15 protein-coding genes are annotated in these 17,916 nt (G+C 57.8%); 6 read left to right on the forward strand and 9 right to left on the reverse strand.

Going from position 1 to position 17,916, the window contains the following annotated elements; genetic code table 11:
* The first annotated feature begins 2 nt into the window (after positions 1–2).
* Positions 3–1,484, forward strand: a complete 1,482-nt coding sequence (locus VN114_RS01960) for an efflux transporter outer membrane subunit (protein WP_325511438.1) — start codon at positions 3–5, stop codon at positions 1,482–1,484.
* Positions 1,485–1,551: 67 nt separating this feature from the next.
* Here the strand turns inward: VN114_RS01960 and VN114_RS01965 are convergent, their stop codons facing one another.
* The 6 genes from VN114_RS01965 to VN114_RS01990 form a co-directional block, all read right to left on the reverse strand.
* Positions 1,552–1,842 carry a PsiF family protein gene (locus VN114_RS01965; protein ID WP_325511440.1) on the reverse strand — a complete coding sequence of 97 codons (291 nt, stop codon included), beginning with the start codon at positions 1,840–1,842 and terminating at the stop codon, positions 1,552–1,554.
* A gap of 202 nt (positions 1,843–2,044) precedes the next feature.
* Entirely contained in the window at positions 2,045–2,782 is a 738-nt protein-coding gene (locus VN114_RS01970; RefSeq protein ID WP_325511442.1) for a polysaccharide deacetylase family protein, read from the reverse strand.
* Positions 2,779–3,849 (reverse strand): glycosyltransferase, encoded by a 1,071-nt coding sequence (locus VN114_RS01975; protein ID WP_325511444.1) that lies wholly within the window; start codon positions 3,847–3,849, stop codon positions 2,779–2,781. Before VN114_RS01975 ends, VN114_RS01970 begins: the two co-directional genes overlap by 4 nt.
* A gap of 39 nt (positions 3,850–3,888) precedes the next feature.
* Positions 3,889–4,701, reverse strand: coding sequence for a DNA-formamidopyrimidine glycosylase family protein (locus tag VN114_RS01980; protein WP_325511446.1), 813 nt, complete (start codon positions 4,699–4,701; stop codon positions 3,889–3,891).
* 2 nt (positions 4,702–4,703) lie between these two features.
* Entirely contained in the window at positions 4,704–7,406 is a 2,703-nt protein-coding gene (gene ligD, locus VN114_RS01985; protein WP_325511448.1) for a DNA ligase D, read from the reverse strand.
* A gap of 2 nt (positions 7,407–7,408) precedes the next feature.
* Positions 7,409–8,374: a Ku protein gene (locus tag VN114_RS01990; protein WP_325511450.1), complete on the reverse strand. Its 966-nt coding sequence runs from the start codon at positions 8,372–8,374 to the stop codon at positions 7,409–7,411.
* 270 nt (positions 8,375–8,644) lie between these two features.
* Between VN114_RS01990 and VN114_RS01995 the strand changes: the two genes are divergently transcribed.
* From VN114_RS01995 to VN114_RS02005, 3 genes are all read left to right on the forward strand, one after another.
* Positions 8,645–9,481, forward strand: coding sequence for a DNA ligase (locus VN114_RS01995; protein ID WP_325511452.1), 837 nt, complete (start codon positions 8,645–8,647; stop codon positions 9,479–9,481).
* 45 nt (positions 9,482–9,526) lie between these two features.
* Positions 9,527–10,219, forward strand: coding sequence for a DUF4197 domain-containing protein (locus VN114_RS02000; protein WP_325511454.1), 693 nt, complete (start codon positions 9,527–9,529; stop codon positions 10,217–10,219).
* A 358-nt stretch (positions 10,220–10,577) separates the two neighbouring features.
* Complete coding sequence (locus VN114_RS02005) at positions 10,578–12,596, forward strand: methyl-accepting chemotaxis protein (protein ID WP_325511456.1); 2,019 nt, start codon at positions 10,578–10,580, stop codon at positions 12,594–12,596.
* Between the two features lie 74 nt (positions 12,597–12,670).
* Here VN114_RS02005 and VN114_RS02010 read toward each other — a convergent pair whose 3' ends face one another.
* Both VN114_RS02010 and VN114_RS02015 read right to left on the reverse strand, forming a co-directional pair.
* Positions 12,671–13,822 carry an L-dopachrome tautomerase-related protein gene (locus tag VN114_RS02010; RefSeq protein ID WP_325511458.1) on the reverse strand — a complete coding sequence of 384 codons (1,152 nt, stop codon included), beginning with the start codon at positions 13,820–13,822 and terminating at the stop codon, positions 12,671–12,673.
* 40 nt (positions 13,823–13,862) lie between these two features.
* Positions 13,863–14,873: a zinc-binding alcohol dehydrogenase family protein gene (locus VN114_RS02015; RefSeq protein WP_325511460.1), complete on the reverse strand. Its 1,011-nt coding sequence runs from the start codon at positions 14,871–14,873 to the stop codon at positions 13,863–13,865.
* Between the two features lie 147 nt (positions 14,874–15,020).
* Between VN114_RS02015 and VN114_RS02020 the strand changes: the two genes are divergently transcribed.
* Positions 15,021–15,929 carry a LysR family transcriptional regulator gene (locus tag VN114_RS02020; RefSeq protein ID WP_325511466.1) on the forward strand — a complete coding sequence of 303 codons (909 nt, stop codon included), beginning with the start codon at positions 15,021–15,023 and terminating at the stop codon, positions 15,927–15,929.
* Between the two features lie 66 nt (positions 15,930–15,995).
* On the opposite strand, the gene VN114_RS02025 is transcribed toward VN114_RS02020, so the two are convergent.
* Complete coding sequence (locus VN114_RS02025; protein ID WP_325511462.1) at positions 15,996–16,919, reverse strand: NAD-dependent epimerase/dehydratase family protein; 924 nt, start codon at positions 16,917–16,919, stop codon at positions 15,996–15,998.
* Between the two features lie 110 nt (positions 16,920–17,029).
* Here VN114_RS02025 and VN114_RS02030 point away from each other — a divergent pair, with 110 nt between their 5' ends.
* The gene (locus tag VN114_RS02030; protein ID WP_325511464.1) at positions 17,030–17,914 is read left to right on the forward strand and encodes a LysR family transcriptional regulator; all 885 of its coding nucleotides are present in this window, start codon (positions 17,030–17,032) and stop codon (positions 17,912–17,914) included.
* Positions 17,915–17,916 lie beyond the last annotated feature (2 nt).

Consider the following 17,916-nt stretch of genomic DNA (forward strand, 5'->3'; position numbering starts at 1 on the left):
AAATGAAAAAATTCAATCTCACTCTTACCGCGCTGACTGCCGCGCTGGTTCTCGCAGGTTGCTCGACGGCGAAACCGCCGGAAACACTGAAGCTCGATACGCCGGCCGCTTATCGCGAGAAGGCAGAACCGTTGCAAGGCGAATGGAAAGTTGCGAAGCCGGCCGATAACACCGATCGTGGTCAATGGTGGAAAGTGTATGGCGACGATAATCTGAGCAAGCTGATTGTCGAGGCGACCGAATCGAATCCGAATCTGACTGCAGCATTTGCACGAGTCAAAGAGTCGCGTGCGATTGCCGGCGTGGTGGATGCGGATCGCGGTTTCCAGCTGGGCGCGGGCTTCGGCCCGACGCGTGTCGGTGGTGTACAGCCGAACGTTCCGACGCCGGATGGCGTCAGTCCGCCGCCATCGACACAATGGCGTGCCGGCGCCAACTTCTCCTATGAAGTCGATCTGTTCGGTCGCCTGTCCGACGCCAGCCGTGCGGCGCAACTCGACGCCGATGCACAGGAAGCGGCGTATCACTCAGTGCTGCTGACATTGCAGGCTGACGTCGCCCAGCAATACTTCACGATTCGCGCACTCGACTCAGAAATCGACGTACTGGAAAAAACCGTCAACCTGCGTCAGGAAGCACTTGACCTCGCCAAGCATCGTTTCGATGCCGGCGATACCAGCGAACTCGATGTAGCGCAGGCAAAGACCGAATGGGCCACGACCAGCGCCGAACTGGAAGGTGTCCGGCGCGAACGTGCGCAACGTGATCATGCACTGGCAGTGTTGCTGGGTCAGGCCCCGGCCCAGTTCAGTCTGCCGGTTGCACCGCTGCAAGCGTCGATTGTGACGGTGCCCGCAGGCTTGCCATCCGATCTGCTGGAACGTCGTCCGGACATCGCACAGGCGCAGCGTCAAATGGCTGCCGCCAGTTCGCGCATCGGCGCAGCGAAAGCCGCGTTCTTCCCGTCGCTGGTGCTGACTGGTTCGGGCGGTTACGCGTCGAATGAATTGCGCGACCTGTTCAAATGGTCGAGTCGCAGCTGGATACTCGGTCCGTTGAGCGGCACGCTGCTGAACCTGCCGATCTTCGACGGCGGTCGCAATCGTTCGAACCTCGCACGAGCCGATGCCGATTACGAAGCGCTGGTCGCGAATTATCGTCAGCAGGTGCTGGTCGGTTTTCGCGATGTCGAAGACAATCTGAGTGCCTTGCGCACACTGGATCGCCAGATGGTGTTCGAGGATCAGGCGACCAAGTCGTCGCAGCTCGCCACCAGGCTTGCAGATTCACGCTATCGCTATGGTTCGGCCAGCTACTTTGAAGTCATCGATGCACAACGCTCAAGCCTGGCGACGCAGCGCTCTTTGATCCGTAGTCAGGGGCAACGTGCGGTGGCGTCGGTTGGATTGATTCGTGCGCTGGGCGGCGGATGGGATTCGCCGGTGGAGAAGGATAAGGATGTGCCTCCGATAGCGAAACAGTAAGCCAGGTAGTCGCCGCGAAATAAAAAAAAGCAGCCATTGAGGCTGCTTTTTTTTGCTGCGCGTGAGCTCAGTGTTTCGACAGACATTCCTTCATGAACGCCTTGCGCGCGTCGCCTGTCTTGTCGACCGCAGCCGCGTTGCAGTTCTTCATTTTTTCGCGTTGAGCCTGTTGTGCAGCGCTGCCTTTTTCATCGTGCTTGCTCAGGCACTCTTTCATGAACGCCTTGCGTTCGTCGCCTTTTTTGCCGCTTGCTTCAGCGTTGCAGGTTTTCATCTTGTTTTGCTGATCGGTTTCTGCGTGAGCCATGTGGAAGGCTAGTGGCAGCATCAGCAGAATGGCGCAGGACAGTTTCTTCATTACGGTCTCCTTGATCGATGGTTGAACGACGGGACAGACAACAGTGGAAGAAGCCATGCGAGGCATTACATCATGAATGCCGTGCGTTGCCAATCATAGAACGAAGGAAGAGAGGGCAGGTAAAGAAACGGTTAAAGAGGGCTCTTGTTACAGTTGTGTCATCGCGACACGTCAACGCTATTCTGGCCGATCTGGCCGAAAATCAACGACGGATCAGTGGTCGCTTCGGCGTGTTCTTCATGTGCATTTTCCACCAGACGCCGACCAGCGAATCGCCCCATGCAACCGCCTTGCGCGGCAGTGTCAACGGATCATCGCCGATAGTGGCCGGCGCACGTTCGCAGGTGACCGCGGTCTTGTATCCGGCTTCGGCAATGGCTTCCACGGTTTGCAGGTTGTGACTGCCGTACGGATAGCAGAAGTGATCGACGGCCTGGCCAAGGACGTCTTCCAGCGCAGCCTTCGATTTCAACGCTTCGTTGAGCGCAAGCTCGGACGTTTGTTCGCCGAGCCGAATGTGGTTGAACGAGTGCGATCCGATGGCGATATTGGCGGACAGCAATTCACGCAATCGTGCGCCGGTCATCAACGGCGGTGCCTGGTGGCCGTCGGCAATCAGCCAGTCGGCCGAGCCGCCGAGCATGCCGGCAATCGCGTAGACGGTCGCCGGGAAATTGTGGCGGTGCAGAATCGGCAGCGCGTATTCGTAAAAATTTTCGTAGGCATCGTCGAAGGTGATGGCAACGGCGCGTGGCGGAATCGGTTTGTCACCGCGTACGCATTGCAGTACTTCGTCCATGCTCAGCACCTTGTAGCCGAACATCTTCAGATAGGCCATTTGCGTGCCGAATCGGCGATGATCGCAATACGTGGCGCGATGCGACTCCATGGCAGGAAAATCGCCAACCTGGTGATACATCAATATCTGGATACGGTTCAAGGCATTCTCCTGCCGACGGCTTCTTCATACACGGCGATGGTGCCGCGCGCCATGCTTTGCAGTGCGAACAGTTGTTCGTAACGTTGACGACCGGCGCGGCCCATGCGATTGCGCAAGTTCGTATTATCCAGCAAAGCGGCGATGGCTTGTGCCAGCGCCGGCGGATCTTCGGTCGGAACCAGCAGGCCGGTCACGCCGTTATCGACCGCTTCGCCAATGCCGCCGACGTCGGTGGCGACGATCGGCAAGGCGAATGCAGCGGCTTCCAGCAATGTCAGCGACAGCGCCTCGCGTCGCGATGGTGCGAGCAGAATGTCGGCACAGCCGTAGATGTTGTTGACGTCGTCACGATGGCCGATGAAGCGCACGCGGTCGGCAATGCCGAGTTGTTCCGCGAGCAGTTGCATTTCTCTGGCAACGGCCGTATCGAGCGAACCGGCCAGGACCAGCGTCCAGCGTTTGTCCGCGACAAGCGCCAGCCCGCGCAGTGCCACATCGTGTCCCTTCGCCGGCATGAAGCGTGCAACCATCACCAGTGCCGGTGCATCGTCAACCTCGAGTTCGGCGCGCATCGTTTCGCGTGGCGTACGCGGCAGCGCCGCGTAATCCGGAACGCCATGATGGACGGTGCGAATTCTGTTTTGCGGATAGCCGCATGTCACGAGAAAGCGCGCAACAGCGTTGGAAACCGCAATGATGCGTGTGGCGCGGCCAAACCATTTGCCGGCGTTGGTTGAATGGGCAGTGGCGACGTTCGGCACACCGGCCAGCTTCGCCGCCCATCCCGTGTAATAAGCACCACGTGTCAGGTGACCGTGCACGAGATCGGCTTTTTCGCGGCGGATCAATCGAATCAGGCTAATCAGCGAACGCAGATCGAAGAAGCCGGTAAAGGAAATCTGCTCGCAGCGGAATCCTGCCGCCTGCAACTGCTCGCCCAGCCATCCTTCGAGCGGGCCGGCGTAAATGCATTCGACACCGTTCGTCGCCAGGCCTTGCATCAATTGCAGCAGGTGACGCTCGGCACCGCCGGCCTTGTGACTATGCAGGACGAAGATGACTTTCATGTGGCGGATAGTGAACGGGAATGGCAGAAGAGTGGGCGATTATAGCGTCTTACCCTTGCGACTTCGCTCGCGAACGGGTTGTCTGTCACCGGAATCGTTGCTGAAATCCAGTTCGGACTGATCTCCGTACCGTTTCTGACAGCGTTCGCAATAAAAACTGCGCCTGTTCGTCTTGCCCAGTTTGCCCTTGCTGAATCGGATATGACAGCGCGGACAGGTCTGTCGCGTGTGGGCCAGCCAGTGCTTTTTCAGTTCGAATGTCCGTTTCCATCGCAAGAAATCGAAACTGTATTCACGCGCCTGTTCGACCAGTTCGCGCAGCTTGCGATCCGACAGCGCACCGACCGTGGAGAGGGGATGCAGGCGAATACGGAACAGGACTTCGTTCTTGATGATATTGCCGACACCCGAGAAAATGGTTTGATCGAGCAAGGCGTCGCAAACCAGCATATCCGGATTGGCACGCAGCTTTTTACGCGCAGCGGCGGGGTTCCATAGATCAGACAGTACATCCGCCGTCCAGTCGTACTGTTCGTCCAGCACGCCTTCGATGATGCGTACCGAACTGGTATAGAAGTTCAGCTCGCCATCGTCGAATTGCAGGTGCAGGCTGGGGTTGCTTTCCTTGCGCTCGTTGATGCGGTAGCTGCCGAACATCAGCAGGTGAATGCGTACCGTCAGGTGCGGCAACTGGATCAGGAAATGCTTGCCCCACGTGCGCAGTGCGACGATGCGTTGTCCCGTAAGGCGCGCCATGTCGATTTTCGCCAGGCCATCGGCCTGAATGATGGTTTTGCCGGCAAACGCTGCGGCTTCTTCCTTCAGCAGGAGGAGCGATGGGCCTTCTGGCATGCTTATTTTTTCTTCTTCGACGGCGTGAAGCCGAGCATCTTCATTGCGGCGGTGATGTTCTGCGCCGACGCGTCATAGTCGTCCCACGGGGTGTTTCCCTTGTCGAGCCGCGTGTGGATGTTGGCGACATGCCATTGCGCGCTGCCATGCAGTTTTTCCACTTCTTCCCATGCAACGGGAACGGAGACGCCGAGTCCGGGACGCGAGCGAACCGACCATGCGGCAACCGTGGTGGCACCGAAGCCGTTGCGCAGATAATCGATGAAAATCTTGCCGACACGATTCTTCGGGCCGCTCTTGGCGACAAAGCGCATCGGCAGCGCTTGTGCCATGTGATCGACGATGGCGTGCGAAAAATCCTTGACCGTGTCCCAGTCGTAGCGTTTCTTCAGCGGTACGACGACGTGCATGCCTTTGCCGCCGCTGGTTTTTGCGAACGAGACGAGACCAAGTTGTTCGAGGAACGAACGCATCAGCAGCGTCGATTCCTGCATGATCGGCCACTCGACGCCTTCGCCGGGATCGAGGTCGAACGTCATGCGATCCGGTTTGTCGATGGCGGTTTTTACACCGTTCCAGGTATGGAACTCGATCACGTTCATTTGCGCGGCCGAAAGCAGGCCGGTCGGATTGGCGATTTCGATCAGCGAGGCGTGATCGGGATCCAGCGCCGGGTCGAGCAGGGTGACACCCGGCAGGCGATCATCCATATGCTTCTGGAAAAACAGTTGGCCACCGATGCCGTCCGGTGCGCGTACGAGGGACGTCGGACGACCTTTCAGATGCGGCATCATCAGCGGGGCGACCAGCGCGTAGTAACGGATCAGGTCGATTTTTGTCAGCCCGGTCGATTCATCGACGACGCGCTCGGGATGGCTGATCTTCAGACCGGAAGGCAGCGTCCCGTGCAGTCCGGCTGTCTCGTCATCAGTGTCCGAACCGGCTTTCGATACGGATCCGGCCGCGGTCTTCGCGCTCTTCTTCGCAGATGTCGCCGTGGTTTTAGAGACGGCAACCGCTTTTTCATGAATGATCGCGGTGGCTTTCTTGTCCGTTCGCAAACCGTGGAAAACTGCCTGGCGCACGTGGCCGCCATTCGTCCATTCGCTGAACGCAATTTCCGCCACGAGTTGCGGTTTGACCCAATGTGCCTTTCGAGCGATGGTTGAGTCCGGCGTGAAGGGTCTCTTGTCTGTTGCCAGCGCGTCCAGTTTTTTCTTCAGGTCCTGCAATGATTTTTCGCTGAAGCCGGTGCCGACGTTGCCGGCGTAATGCAATTTACCTTTGTCGTCATGTACGCCAAGTAGTAACGAACCGAAGCCAGTGCGGGCGCCTTGCGGATCGGTATAGCCGCCGATGACGAACTCCTGACGCTGACCGCATTTAAGCTTGATCCAGTCGGGCGAACGGCGCGCGGCGTAATGGGAATTCCGGCGCTTGCCGATCACGCCTTCCAGTCCCATCCGGCAGGCTGAGGCGACGATGTCTGCGGCAGGAACATCGAATGTGTCGCTGTACCGAACAAGATCGGATGGCGTTTTGGTCATCAGTGTCTGCAACAATCTGCGCCGCTCTTCAAGCGTTGTCTTGCGCAGATCGTACCCATCGTAAAACGGCAGATCGAAAACGTAATAGGCAATCTGCTGCGTCTTCGACGCATCGAATGCGTTTTGCAGCATCTGAAAATCGGGCACGCCGTTTTCGTCCGCCACAACAATTTCGCCGTCCAGCCAGCAGGGCTTGAGTTTCATCTTGCGCAACGCGGCAACCAGCGTCGGCAGCTTGGCGGTCCAGTCATTGCCATTGCGCGTGACGAGCCGGATGTCGCTGCCATCAATGCGCGCGACGATGCGATACCCGTCGAACTTGATTTCGTACAGCCATTCCTCACTATCATTTGGCGGGCCGTTGACCAGCGTGGCGAGTTGCGGAGAGAGCGTTGCAGGCAAGTCGGCGGCAATGGCGCCGGCTGGCAGGGCGTTTTTGCGTCTGGAGGTCGCGCTCTTGCCGGTGGCTTTCTTTGCGGCTGCTTTCTTTGCCACTGTTTTTCCGGTAGTCGGTTTTTCAGTTTTTTCTGCGGCCGCTTTTTTTGTGATTTTTTGCGTACTCTGCGCTGCAGAACCGGCCGCACCGTTCGGTTTGTCTTTCAGTTTGGCGACACTGTCCGGCATTTCATCGACGACGCTGTATTCGGCGGCGGGGCGTGCGTATTCATCCTTTTCCTTGATCAGCAACCACGGTTCCTGTTTCTCGTTCCCGTATTTGCCGGCTTTCATGCGCACCAATACCCATTTGCCACGCAACTTATGGCCGTGCAGCTCGAACTTCAGATTGCCTTTACGATAGCCCTCGTGCGGATCGGTCAGCGGTGTCCACACACCCTTGTCCCAGATGATGACCTTGCCTGCGCCATACTGTTTTTCGGGAATCGTGCCCTCGAATTTGTTGTACGCGATCGGATGATCCTCGACATGAACGGCCATGCGCTTGTCGTGCGTGTCGAAGCTCGGGCCTTTCGGCACCGCCCAGCTTTTCATCGCGCCATCCAGTTCAAGACGAAAGTCGTAATGCAGCCGGGATGCCCAGTGTTTTTGAATGACGAAAGACAATGCCTCGGTATTCGGCATGCCGCCTTCCGCAGGTTCGGACGTGATGCCGAAGTTGCGTTTGGCCTTGTAGGTTTTCAGCGAATCGGAAGTTGCCATCGTCAAGCCGACTTGCGTTTGGGCGCCGCTTTTTTAGCTGCATGCGCGGGGGTTTTGGCTGAAGCCTTTGCCGTCGCTTTGCGAACGGTCGTTTTTTTTACCGGAGCGAACTTGCGGGCGGGCTTTTCGTCGTCTTCAGCCTCGGTTGCCTTGCCCTTGTTTTTGCCGCCCTTGAGGCTGCGTTGCAGCATTTCCGTCAGGTCGTAGATCTTTGCCGACTCGCCGCTTTCCTGCGGTTCGATCTGTGTGACGGATTCGGTATCGCCGGCCTTGATCTTCTCCTCGACCAGATGGAGGATTTGCTCCTTGAAAGAATCGGTGAACGCACCGGGATTCCATTCATCGCTCATGTCGTCGACCAGTTGTTCGCCCATCTTGATTTCCTTGTCGCTCAGGCCTGCGGCCTTGACGCCTTCTTTCGGCAGATCGAGTTCTTCCCATGTGCGAATCTCGTCGCCCCAGCGCAGCAGATTCAGCACGAGTGCCGGTCCGGCCGGAATCAGCACGGCGAGATGCTGGCGTGTCTGGATCACGACCTTGGCAATGCCGACCTTGCCGCTGCGATTGAGAATTTCCCGCAGCAACGCATAGACCTTCGCTCCCTTGTTGATCGGCGCGATGTAATAGGGGCGTTCCAGATAAAGGAAGGGAATCGAATTGGCCGGGACGAAGGATTCGATCTCGATGGTTTGCGTGGTCTTCGGGTAGGCCGCTTCGATTTCTTCCGGCGTGAGAATGACGTAATGGCCGTCTTCGACCTCGATGCCCTTGACGATGTTTTCCTTGGAGATTTCCTTGCCGGTTTTCTTGTTGACGCGTTTGTAACCGACAGGGTCCATCGTGCGCTTGTCGAGCCAGTCGAAGTTGAGGCTGTGCTCTTCAGTCGCTGAATACAGCGCAATCGGAATGTGCACCAGGCCGAAGGAGATGGCGCCTTTCCACAACACGCGTTTGCTGGTCGTTGCCATGATTGGATGTCGTCTAACGGAGAGTATTCATCATGCAATGCCGGGACGACAATCGTCTGTAGGACAAGGCCGGAAAGCGCTGTCGGAAGTGTCTGCGTTATGGGAAAAGCTCGCATGAAAAGACCTGTAAAGAACAGTTGATATGTTGCAGGCGGGAACCGCTATCATGCAATGATATTTTCGAAAACATGAAAGGCCTTGATGCGCCCATTCAGGACGATGTCGTTTTTTCTGTGGAAGCCTCTGCTGCCGATTCTGTTGCTTCATTGCATGGCAACGATCGCATGGGCGGAGTCCGTGCAGACGGCGCGTGCACCGGTCATGCTGGCGAACAGCTATCACCGCGGCATCGATCTCACCGACTACTGGGTCAGCGAAAAATATGATGGACTGCGCGCATACTGGGATGGCGAACGATTGCTGACGCGCGGCGGCGAGACGATCAATCCACCTGCCTGGTTCATTGCGGGCTGGCCGAAGACGCCGATGGACGGTGAGTTGTGGGTCGGTCGCGGACGTTTCGGCGAAGCGGTCTCAACAGCGCGCACACTGCAGCCGGACGACGCGGCGTGGCGCAGGATGCACTTCATGGTGTTCGACCTGCCGGCGCACGGCGGTATTTTCGATCGGCGTCTGCCGGCATTGCGCGAAACGATCGCCGGAATCGGTCAAGGCTGGGTGCAGGTTGTGGCGCAGGAAAAGGTGCGCGATCATCAGTCATTGCAGAAACGATTGCAGGCCGTCGTCAAAGCCGGTGGCGAAGGATTGATGCTGCATCGCGGCGGGTCGCTTTATCGGGCTGAACGCAGCGACGACCTGTTGAAGGTCAAGTTGCACGATGATGCCGAAGCACGTGTCGTCGCCCATTTGGCGGGCAAGGGACGGCATGAAGGTCGAATGGGCGCCTTGCTGGTCGAAATGCCGAATGGCGTACGCTTCAAGCTGGGCAGCGGCTTCACCGACGCGGAACGCGTAATGCCGCCGTCGGTCGGCAGCTGGGTCACGTACCGTTATCGCGGATTCAACGACAGCGGCATTCCACGCTTTGCCAGTTTCGTTCGTGCGCGGGAAGATTTTGATTCGGATTTCAATACGCCGCTGAAGTGACATGCAGCGGCGCTCAACGTTTGTTCATTTGCCAAAGGAGACACCATGTCGACGCTCAATTTCCCTAGAACGCTGGCCGCGGTCGCGCTGGTTTGCACGGCATCGCTGGCTGCTGCCGTGTCGCTGTCCGATCTCAGCAGCAAGGATGCAACTGCCGGTGTGAAGACGGCTCTTGAAAAAGGGGCGACGGTGGCCGTTTCCAGGCTGGGCGTGCAGAACGGTTTTCTGAACAACGACAAGGTAAAGATCGGATTACCTGGCCCTGTTGAAAAAGCCAGGCCGATCCTGAAGATGCTGGGCCAGGGCAAAAGGGTCGACGAGCTTGAAGTATCCATGAATCATGCAGCGGAGGCGGCTGTTGCAGAAGCGAAGCCGCTTCTGTTGAATGCAGTGAAAAACATGTCGATCACCGATGCCAAGAACATTCTGACCGGCGGCGATAACTCAGTCACCGAATTCTTTCGGCAGAAAACTGCAACGCAATTGACGACGAAATTCCTCCCGATCGTGAAGAAGATCACCGACGGCAACGGTTTGTCCGCGCAGTACAACACGCTGATGAGCAAGGCAAGCGCATCGGGACTGACGAAGGAAAATTCCACGGTTGAAAGCTACGTGACGCAGCGCGCGCTCGATGGTCTGTACACGATCATCGGCGAAGAGGAAAAAGCCATTCGTGCCGATCCGGTCGGCACCGGCAGTGCGATTCTGGGCAAGGTGTTCGGCGCACTGAAGTAGACGGTGTCCTGTCGCCCTGACAAGAGCGCATCAAGGCTGGTCGATCGCCAGAACGATCGACCGGTTGAAGGCCGAGGCGAGGTTCTCGCATCCTGTGGCACCGGATAAACCAGTCCGCTGCCTGTTCAGCGCCGAATGTGCACTGAAAAAATGACGCGGTTATGACCGGCAGCGGTAATTTCGGTCACACATGAAGGTTTTTTAAACGCCGAACCGCAAACGTAGCATCCTGCCAACGCGTGCATAAAATTCAATTGTCAGCCCGCCTGATTCTCGTCATATTGCTTGCTGGAAATATGTTTTAGAAAACATATATTTCCTTAAACAATTGATGCAGAAGGCAACAAAAAGGTGCGCGATGACGAAATTTCGTGAGTGGAGTGTGGGTGGCAAACTGTGCCTGATGGTGTTTTTGCTGGTCGGGATCATGTTTGCATTGTATGGCTGGGCTTTCGGCCGCTCGACGATGTCGATGATGGATACGCGGGTTGCAGATGAGGTGCAAGGACAGTCGCGTGTTGCCGTCGATCTGATTGATGTATTCGATCAGGCCAAGCGCGCGGAAACAGGGCGTTTTGCCGGTTTGTTCGCCAGTTATTTCAATGCGCCTTTTTCACTCGACACAACTCGCAGCACGACGCTTGGCGAACGCAAGGCGCCGGTGCTGATGAACGGGTCAACAGAACTCAATCTGGATTTCGCACCGGTCGATCGCTTCACCGTGCAGAGTCAGGGTGTCGCGACGATCTTTGCCAAGACCGGCGAAGACTACGTGCGCATCACGACATCGCTGAAGAAGGAAGATGGCCAGCGCGCGCTTGGCACCGTGCTCGATCATTCGCATCCAAGTTATGCACGACTGCAGGCCGGCCAATCATTCGTCGGCATCGCGACGTTGTTCGGCAAGCAGTACATGACGCAATATGATCCGATTCACGATGCGCAGGGACACGTCATCGGGGCATTGTTCGTCGGTGTCAACATCACGAACGACCTCAAGCAGTTGAAGGATCGCATCCGCGCCATCAAGCTCGGCAAGTCGGGTTATTTCTATGTGGTCGATGCCAAGCCGGGCAAGGATCAGGGCAAGGTGCTGCTGCATCCGGAACTGGAAGGGCAGAATCTTCTGGATGCGAAGGATGCGGACGGACACGCCTACATCAAGGATGTGCTGGAACAGAAAGACGGTCTGATTCGCGTCAACCTGGCCGACGGTGCCACGGCGAATCAGCCGGCGCGTGAAGTGCTGCTGGCATTCAAGCAATATCCGAACTGGGGCTGGGAAGTAATGGGTCGCGTCTATGCAGATGAAACCGAGGGCGAGATTGTCGCGATGCGCAACAATTACGCCATCGCCGGCGCCGTCATCCTGTTGCTGATTGCGGCGTTGCTGTACTGGACGATCCGTCGCATGGTCAGCCTGCCGCTGCAGCAGACCATCGCGATCGCGGCGCGGCTGGAAGCGGGCGATCTGACCGTCAGTTCGAACACGCATCGCGTTGATGATATCGGCAAACTGCTGCACGGCATCGATAGCGTCGGCGGCGGATTGGCGGCGGTGGTTGGCAACGTGCGCCGTTCATCGGAAGCGATCAATGTGGCGGCGCGCGAAATCGCCACCGGTAATCTCGACCTGTCTTCACGTACCGAAGAACAGGCCAGCTCGCTGGAAGAAACCGCATCTTCCATGGAGGAATTGACCTCCACCGTACGGCAGAACGCCGACAACGCGCAGCAGGCGAACCAGCTGGCCGGTTCGGCTTCCGAAGCAGCAACGCGCGGCGGAAAAGTGGTGAACCAGGTTGTCGAGACGATGGGATCGATTCGCGACAGTTCACGCAAGGTGGTAGACATCATTACCGTCATCGACGGCATTGCGTTCCAGACCAACATTCTCGCGTTGAATGCGGCCGTCGAAGCGGCACGCGCAGGTGAACAGGGCCGTGGTTTTGCCGTGGTGGCGGCAGAGGTGCGTAGCCTGGCGCAGCGTTCCGCCAGTGCGGCGAAGGAGATCAAGGAGCTGATCGACGATTCCGTGCAGCGTGTCGATGCAGGCAGCCAACTGGTGGACGATGCAGGGGCGACAATGCAGGAAATCATGACGTCAGTGCAGCGCGTGACCGACATCATGAGCGAAATCACCGCAGCGACCAATGAACAGCGCAGCGGCATTGAGGAGGTCAATCGTGCGATTACGCAGATGGATCAGGTCACGCAGCAGAATGCGGCGTTGGTGGAGCAGGCCGCTGCCGCCGCGGAAGCATTGCAGGACCAGGCGGGACAACTTGTGCAGGCGGTTAGCGTGTTTCGTTTGAACGCGACGGGTGATATGACGCTGTTGCCTGCACAACGCGCGCCGCAATTGACGCACGGTTGATTTTCAACGCAGTCGATCCTTCGTTAAAAAAAACGGCGCCCTGCGAGAAAGGGCGCCGTTTTTTTATGGTCGTCTTACTTCAGCAGAACCGGTCCGGCATCGATCTTGATGCGCATCAGCTTGTACGGTTTTTGCCGCATGTCCTTGCCTTGATGAAAGCCGGCCTGGCGATCAAGCTGGTTGGCGGTGAAATACAGATAGCCGTCGGTGCCGATCGATAATGTGTCAGGCCACAGGATTTCCGGCGATTGTGCGATGGTGGTCCATTGCTTGCCGTCGTATCGACGGATGCTGTGATGTTCGTAGTCGCCGGCATAGATGCGACCAGCATCATCCGCTTCCATTCCATCTGACGCGCCTTTCAATCCCAGGTCTTTCACCTGCTTTGCGACATCGGAGTCGGTGACTGATGCATCGCGCAACGCCGCAGTCGGTACGGAATACATGCGGCGACTCGACAGTGCGCAGTAATACAAGGTCTTGCCGTCGGCTGACAGGGCAATGCCGTCGGACGCAACCTGCAGATTCGACGTTTGCCCGCCGGCAGGACGGTTCATCAACTTCTGGCCGTCGATGACCGGCACGAAGTCTTTCTCGGCAGCAGTCGAAGGATGGTTGGTCAAACGACGCATCGATTTGCCGGTCGCGAGGTCGACGACGATGATGCCGCCGGGGCCGCGTGTCGACGAGTCGGTAATGTAGGCGACGCCTTCCGCACCTTGACGCAGGTCAAAGCGAACATCGTTGATATACGTTGTCGGCAATATGGTCTGCACGTCGAACACGATGGTTTTCACAATCGTGTTGGTCGCCAGATCAACCGCGACCAGTTTGGCGCCGCCATCGATCGGTGTCTGAAAGCCGGGTGCTGCCGTATCCAGAATCCACAGGCGATTCCTTGCATCGGCTACCACGCTTTGTACGCTGATCAGACTGTCGGCAGGACGCGCCGGATCGGCACGGTTGAATTGTGCACTTGGATAAGCGACGGCCTTGCCATCGACAATCTCGGCCACGGTGAACGGCACATCGTCGCCCCAGCGCGGATAGTTGACGAAAATGCGGCCGTTCGGTGCGACGGTAACACCGGTCGGCATGGCGTCGTGGAACGTGGCGACAGTCTCGATGGTGCCGATGGTTGGCGTCGTTTGCGCCGCGAATGCGGTTGTCTGCAACCAGAGCGCGGTAGCGAACATGGCGCCGGCTGCAATGAGTTTCCTGTTCATGCTGTTCTCCTTAACTTGAAGCGGTTAGATCAAAGATTGCTCAGAAACCTTCGAGGACGATCTTGCCGATACTGCGGTTGCTTTCGATCAATGCGTGCGCACGACGCAAGTTGGTTGCGTTGATCGTGCCGAAGTTCTCTGCCGCCGTGGTCTTGATGGTGCCGGCGTCGATCAGGCGGGCAACTTCATCCAGCAATTCGTGTTGCTTCTGCATATCGTCCGTTTCATGCATCGAGCGGGCAAACATGAATTCCCAGTGTACCGAAGCGCTCTTGCGCTTGAGCGGCACGACGTCCAGTGTCGATGGATCGTCGACGATGGCGATCTTTCCCTGCGGCGCAACCGCCTTGACGATTTCTGCATAGTGATGCTCCGTCTGGTTCAGGCTCGCGATGTACTTCACATTGTCGATGCCGATCGCTTTCAGTTCATCGCTCAATGGTTTTGAATGATCGATCACGTGATGTGCACCCAGGTTGCGTACCCATTGCCGGGTTTCTTCACGCGAGGCCGTACCGATCACGGTCAGGCCGGTCAGTTTGCGGGCAAGCTGCACGAGAATGGAACCGACGCCGCCCGACGCGCCGATGATCAGGATGGCATCGTTGGTGCCGCTGCCTTTGGTGACGCCAAGTCGTTCGAACAGCAATTCCCACGCCGTGATGGAGGTCAGCGGCAACGCGGCGGCTTTGCCGAACTCAAGCGAGCCGGGCATGTGACCGACGATGCGTTCATCGACCAGATGCAGTTCGCTATTGCTGCCGGCACGGGTGATCGAGCCGGCGTAGAACACCTTGTCGCCCGGCTTGAACAGGCTGACGTCGCTGCCGACCGCACGCACGATGCCGGCCGCGTCCCAGCCGATTACCTTCATTTCTCCATCCGGCGGATTGACGCCGGAACGCACCTTGATGTCCACCGGGTTGACGGAAATCGCCTTGACCTCGACCAGCAGATCGCGACCGCTGGCAACCGGATCGGGCAGCGTCACATCGGTCAATGCTTCCGGATGGGTGATCGGCTGGGCTTTCTTGTAGGCGATGGCTTTCATGATGATTCCTTTCGTGCGTATTGTTGTGGGCCGTCTGCATTCCGGGGTTTTTTGTCGCCGCTGCAGTACGTTGAGACACAGTTTCCGCTATATTCGCTTTATGAAAAATACGTTTAATCAACTATCACTTTCAAAAATAAAATGAAAATACCGCGAATTGAGGATCTGGTGCTGTTTGTCCACGCAGCCGATTGCGGCGGGTTGTCGGCGGCGGCGCGTGAGCTGGATATGGCGCCGGCTGCAGCCAGTGCAGCGCTGAAGCGGCTGGAGGCGGTGCTGGCTGTGCGGCTGTTCGTGCGTTCGACGCGCAGCCTGCGACTGACGATGGCCGGGGAGCGCTATCTGGCGCATGCACGCAATGTGTTGCAGGAACTGGAAGAGGGTGCCGCCACACTGGCGCAGGCCTCGGAGGTGATCGGCGGCGACCTGAACCTGTCGATTCCATCGGATATCGGGCGTAACCTGTTATTGCCGTGGCTGGACGAATTTCAGGAGAAGCATCCGGCCATCCGTTTTCGCATTCGCATCAGTGATCGATTGGCGGATCTGTACCGTCAGCCGGTCGATATCGCGATTCGTTACGGTGCGCCGGAGGATTCGACAATGGTCGCGCTGCCGCTGGCAGCAGATAATCGGCGCGTCCTGTGTGCATCGCGCGACTACATCAAGCGGCACGGTTCGCCGCGGACGCTGCCGGACTTGCAGAAACACAATTGTCTGCGCTTCGTGCTGGGTGACAACGTTCACGATCGCTGGGTGTTCTGCGGTAAAAAGAAGGCGGAAAGTGTGGTTGTGCAGGGCGATCGCATCAGCGACGATGCAGACCTGGTGCGACGTTGGGCAATCGCAGGTCGCGGGCTGGCGTATAAATCGGGACTCGATGTGGCCGACGATCTGAAAAGCGGTCGACTGGTTGCCGTCATGAACGATTACGAAGGCGAGCCGGCACCACTGAATCTGGTGTGCGCGCATCGTCTGATGCTGTCGCCGGCAACCATCGCGTTAAGGGAGCTTTTGCAGCCGCGACTGGCAAGCCTGTCTTCTTCGCTCCCTTGACTGTTCTTCCTGGCGGACTGACGAAGATGTGAATCGTCAGCCCGCAGGATGGGGCGGAGTTGTCTTTCAGCGTGGATTGACAACAGGGGCGTCCAGCTGCATGTCGTTTTCAATCCAGTCGAACACCGAAGTATGCGTCGGTTGCCACCCCAGTTCCTTGCGCGCCTTGGTCGCCGTCACGCGGCTGTTGGAGCCGAACGAATAGACGGCATGGCCGAAACCCCATTCCTTGATCGCTTCTTCTACCGGCCACGGTTGCGGTGCGCCGAGTTTCAGTCGTTTGGCGATGGAAGCGACGATGTCGGCATAGGAAGCTTCGCCGTTTTCGACAAAGTAGAACGAGCCGGCGGGCGCTTTTTTCAAAGCCAGCAGATACAGCTCGACGACATCCTTGATGTGCACGTTGGACCAGACGTTGAAGCCCTTGCCGACGTAGCGGGCGACGCCGCTTTTCTGCGCTTGCGCCACCAGTGGCGGAATCTGCACGCTGTTCGGGCTGGCGCCGAGGCCGGTGCCGTAAATCATCGTGTTGCACAGGATGACCGAACGCACATTGCGTTGCGCGGCATCGATGATCAGCTTGTCGAGCGAGGCGCGTGCAGCTTTTTCAGGTGCGACGTCAAACGGGGTGTCTTCGGCGAACACCTTGTCTGATTTCCATTCGCCGCGTGCATCGTCGCCGATCACGCTGGAGCCGCTGGTGTGGAGGAACGGTTTGCCCGAACCGGCGAGCGCATCCAGCATTGCTTCGACCGACGCACGATGATCCGAACTGGCGGCATTGATGACGGCATCAGCCAGCCTTGTTTCGTGGGACAGGATGTCGCTGTCTTCCAGTGTGCCGACGACGGGTTCGATGCCGAGGGCGCGCACGCGCTCCGCCTGTTCTGCGGTGCGGACCAGCCCGCGTACCTTGTAGCCTTCTTTCAGCAGGCGAGCCGCCACCGATCCGCCGATATAGCCCGCTGCCCCTGTGATGAATACGTTCATGTTCTGTCCTTTGGAAGTGATTGGCCGAATCGGCATGACCAGACTATGCAGGCATTTATTGTTGAGAAAAATGCCTGTACTATCAAATGATATTTTCTTCAGGGGCAACAATGGAGATCAATTCGGATGATTTGCGCCTGTTCGTTGCGGTGGTCGATAGCGGCACATTAGGCGCGGCGGCGACGCAACTGGGGCAAACCACCTCCGCCGTCAGCCGTGCGCTGGCGCGACTGGAAGAAAAGCTGGCGACTTCACTGCTGGCGCGCACGACACGCAGGATGGAGCTGACCGAAGAAGGTCGTGTGCTGCTGCAAAAGGCACGCACGATTCTGGAGTCGATGGATGAAGCCGAAGAAGCAATCCGGATTCGCCGCCAGCAGCCGAGTGGACGCCTGCGGATCGACGCCGCGTCGCCGTTCATCCTGCACGCGATCGTGCCGCACGTGGCGGAATTCCGGGCGCTGTATCCGCAGATTACGCTGGAACTAACGAGCAACGACCAGGTGGCCGATCTGCTGGAACATCGCACCGATATCGCGATTCGCATCGGTCCGTTGCAGGATTCCACGTTGCACGCGCGTGCCTTGCGCTCCAGTCCGCTGCATCTGCTGGCCAGCCCGGATTACCTGAAAAAGCAGGGCACGCCAGGCACGCCTGAAGAACTGGCATCGCATCAGCTGCTTGGTTTCCTGCAATTCGAATCGGGAAATATGTGGCCGCTGCGTCACGAGGGGGGGGAGGCACTGGCTGTTTCCCCATCACTGTTTGCCTCAAGCGGCGAGACATTGCGTGCGTTGGCCCTGGAAGGACAGGGTATTGCCTGTCTGGCGGACTTCATGACGAAGGACGATATCGCCGCCGGCCGGCTGGTGAAAATTCTGGAAAGTCATTCCACCGGTTACCGTCAGCCGATCCACGCCGTGTATTACCGCAACACCCAGTTGTCGCGACGCATCAGTTGTTTTCTGGAATTTTTGCAACAAAAATTGATGTAGGC

It is taken from the genome of Oxalicibacterium sp., from assembly GCF_035565035.1.
In the GTDB taxonomy this organism is placed as follows: Bacteria; Pseudomonadota; Gammaproteobacteria; order Burkholderiales; family Burkholderiaceae_D; genus Oxalicibacterium.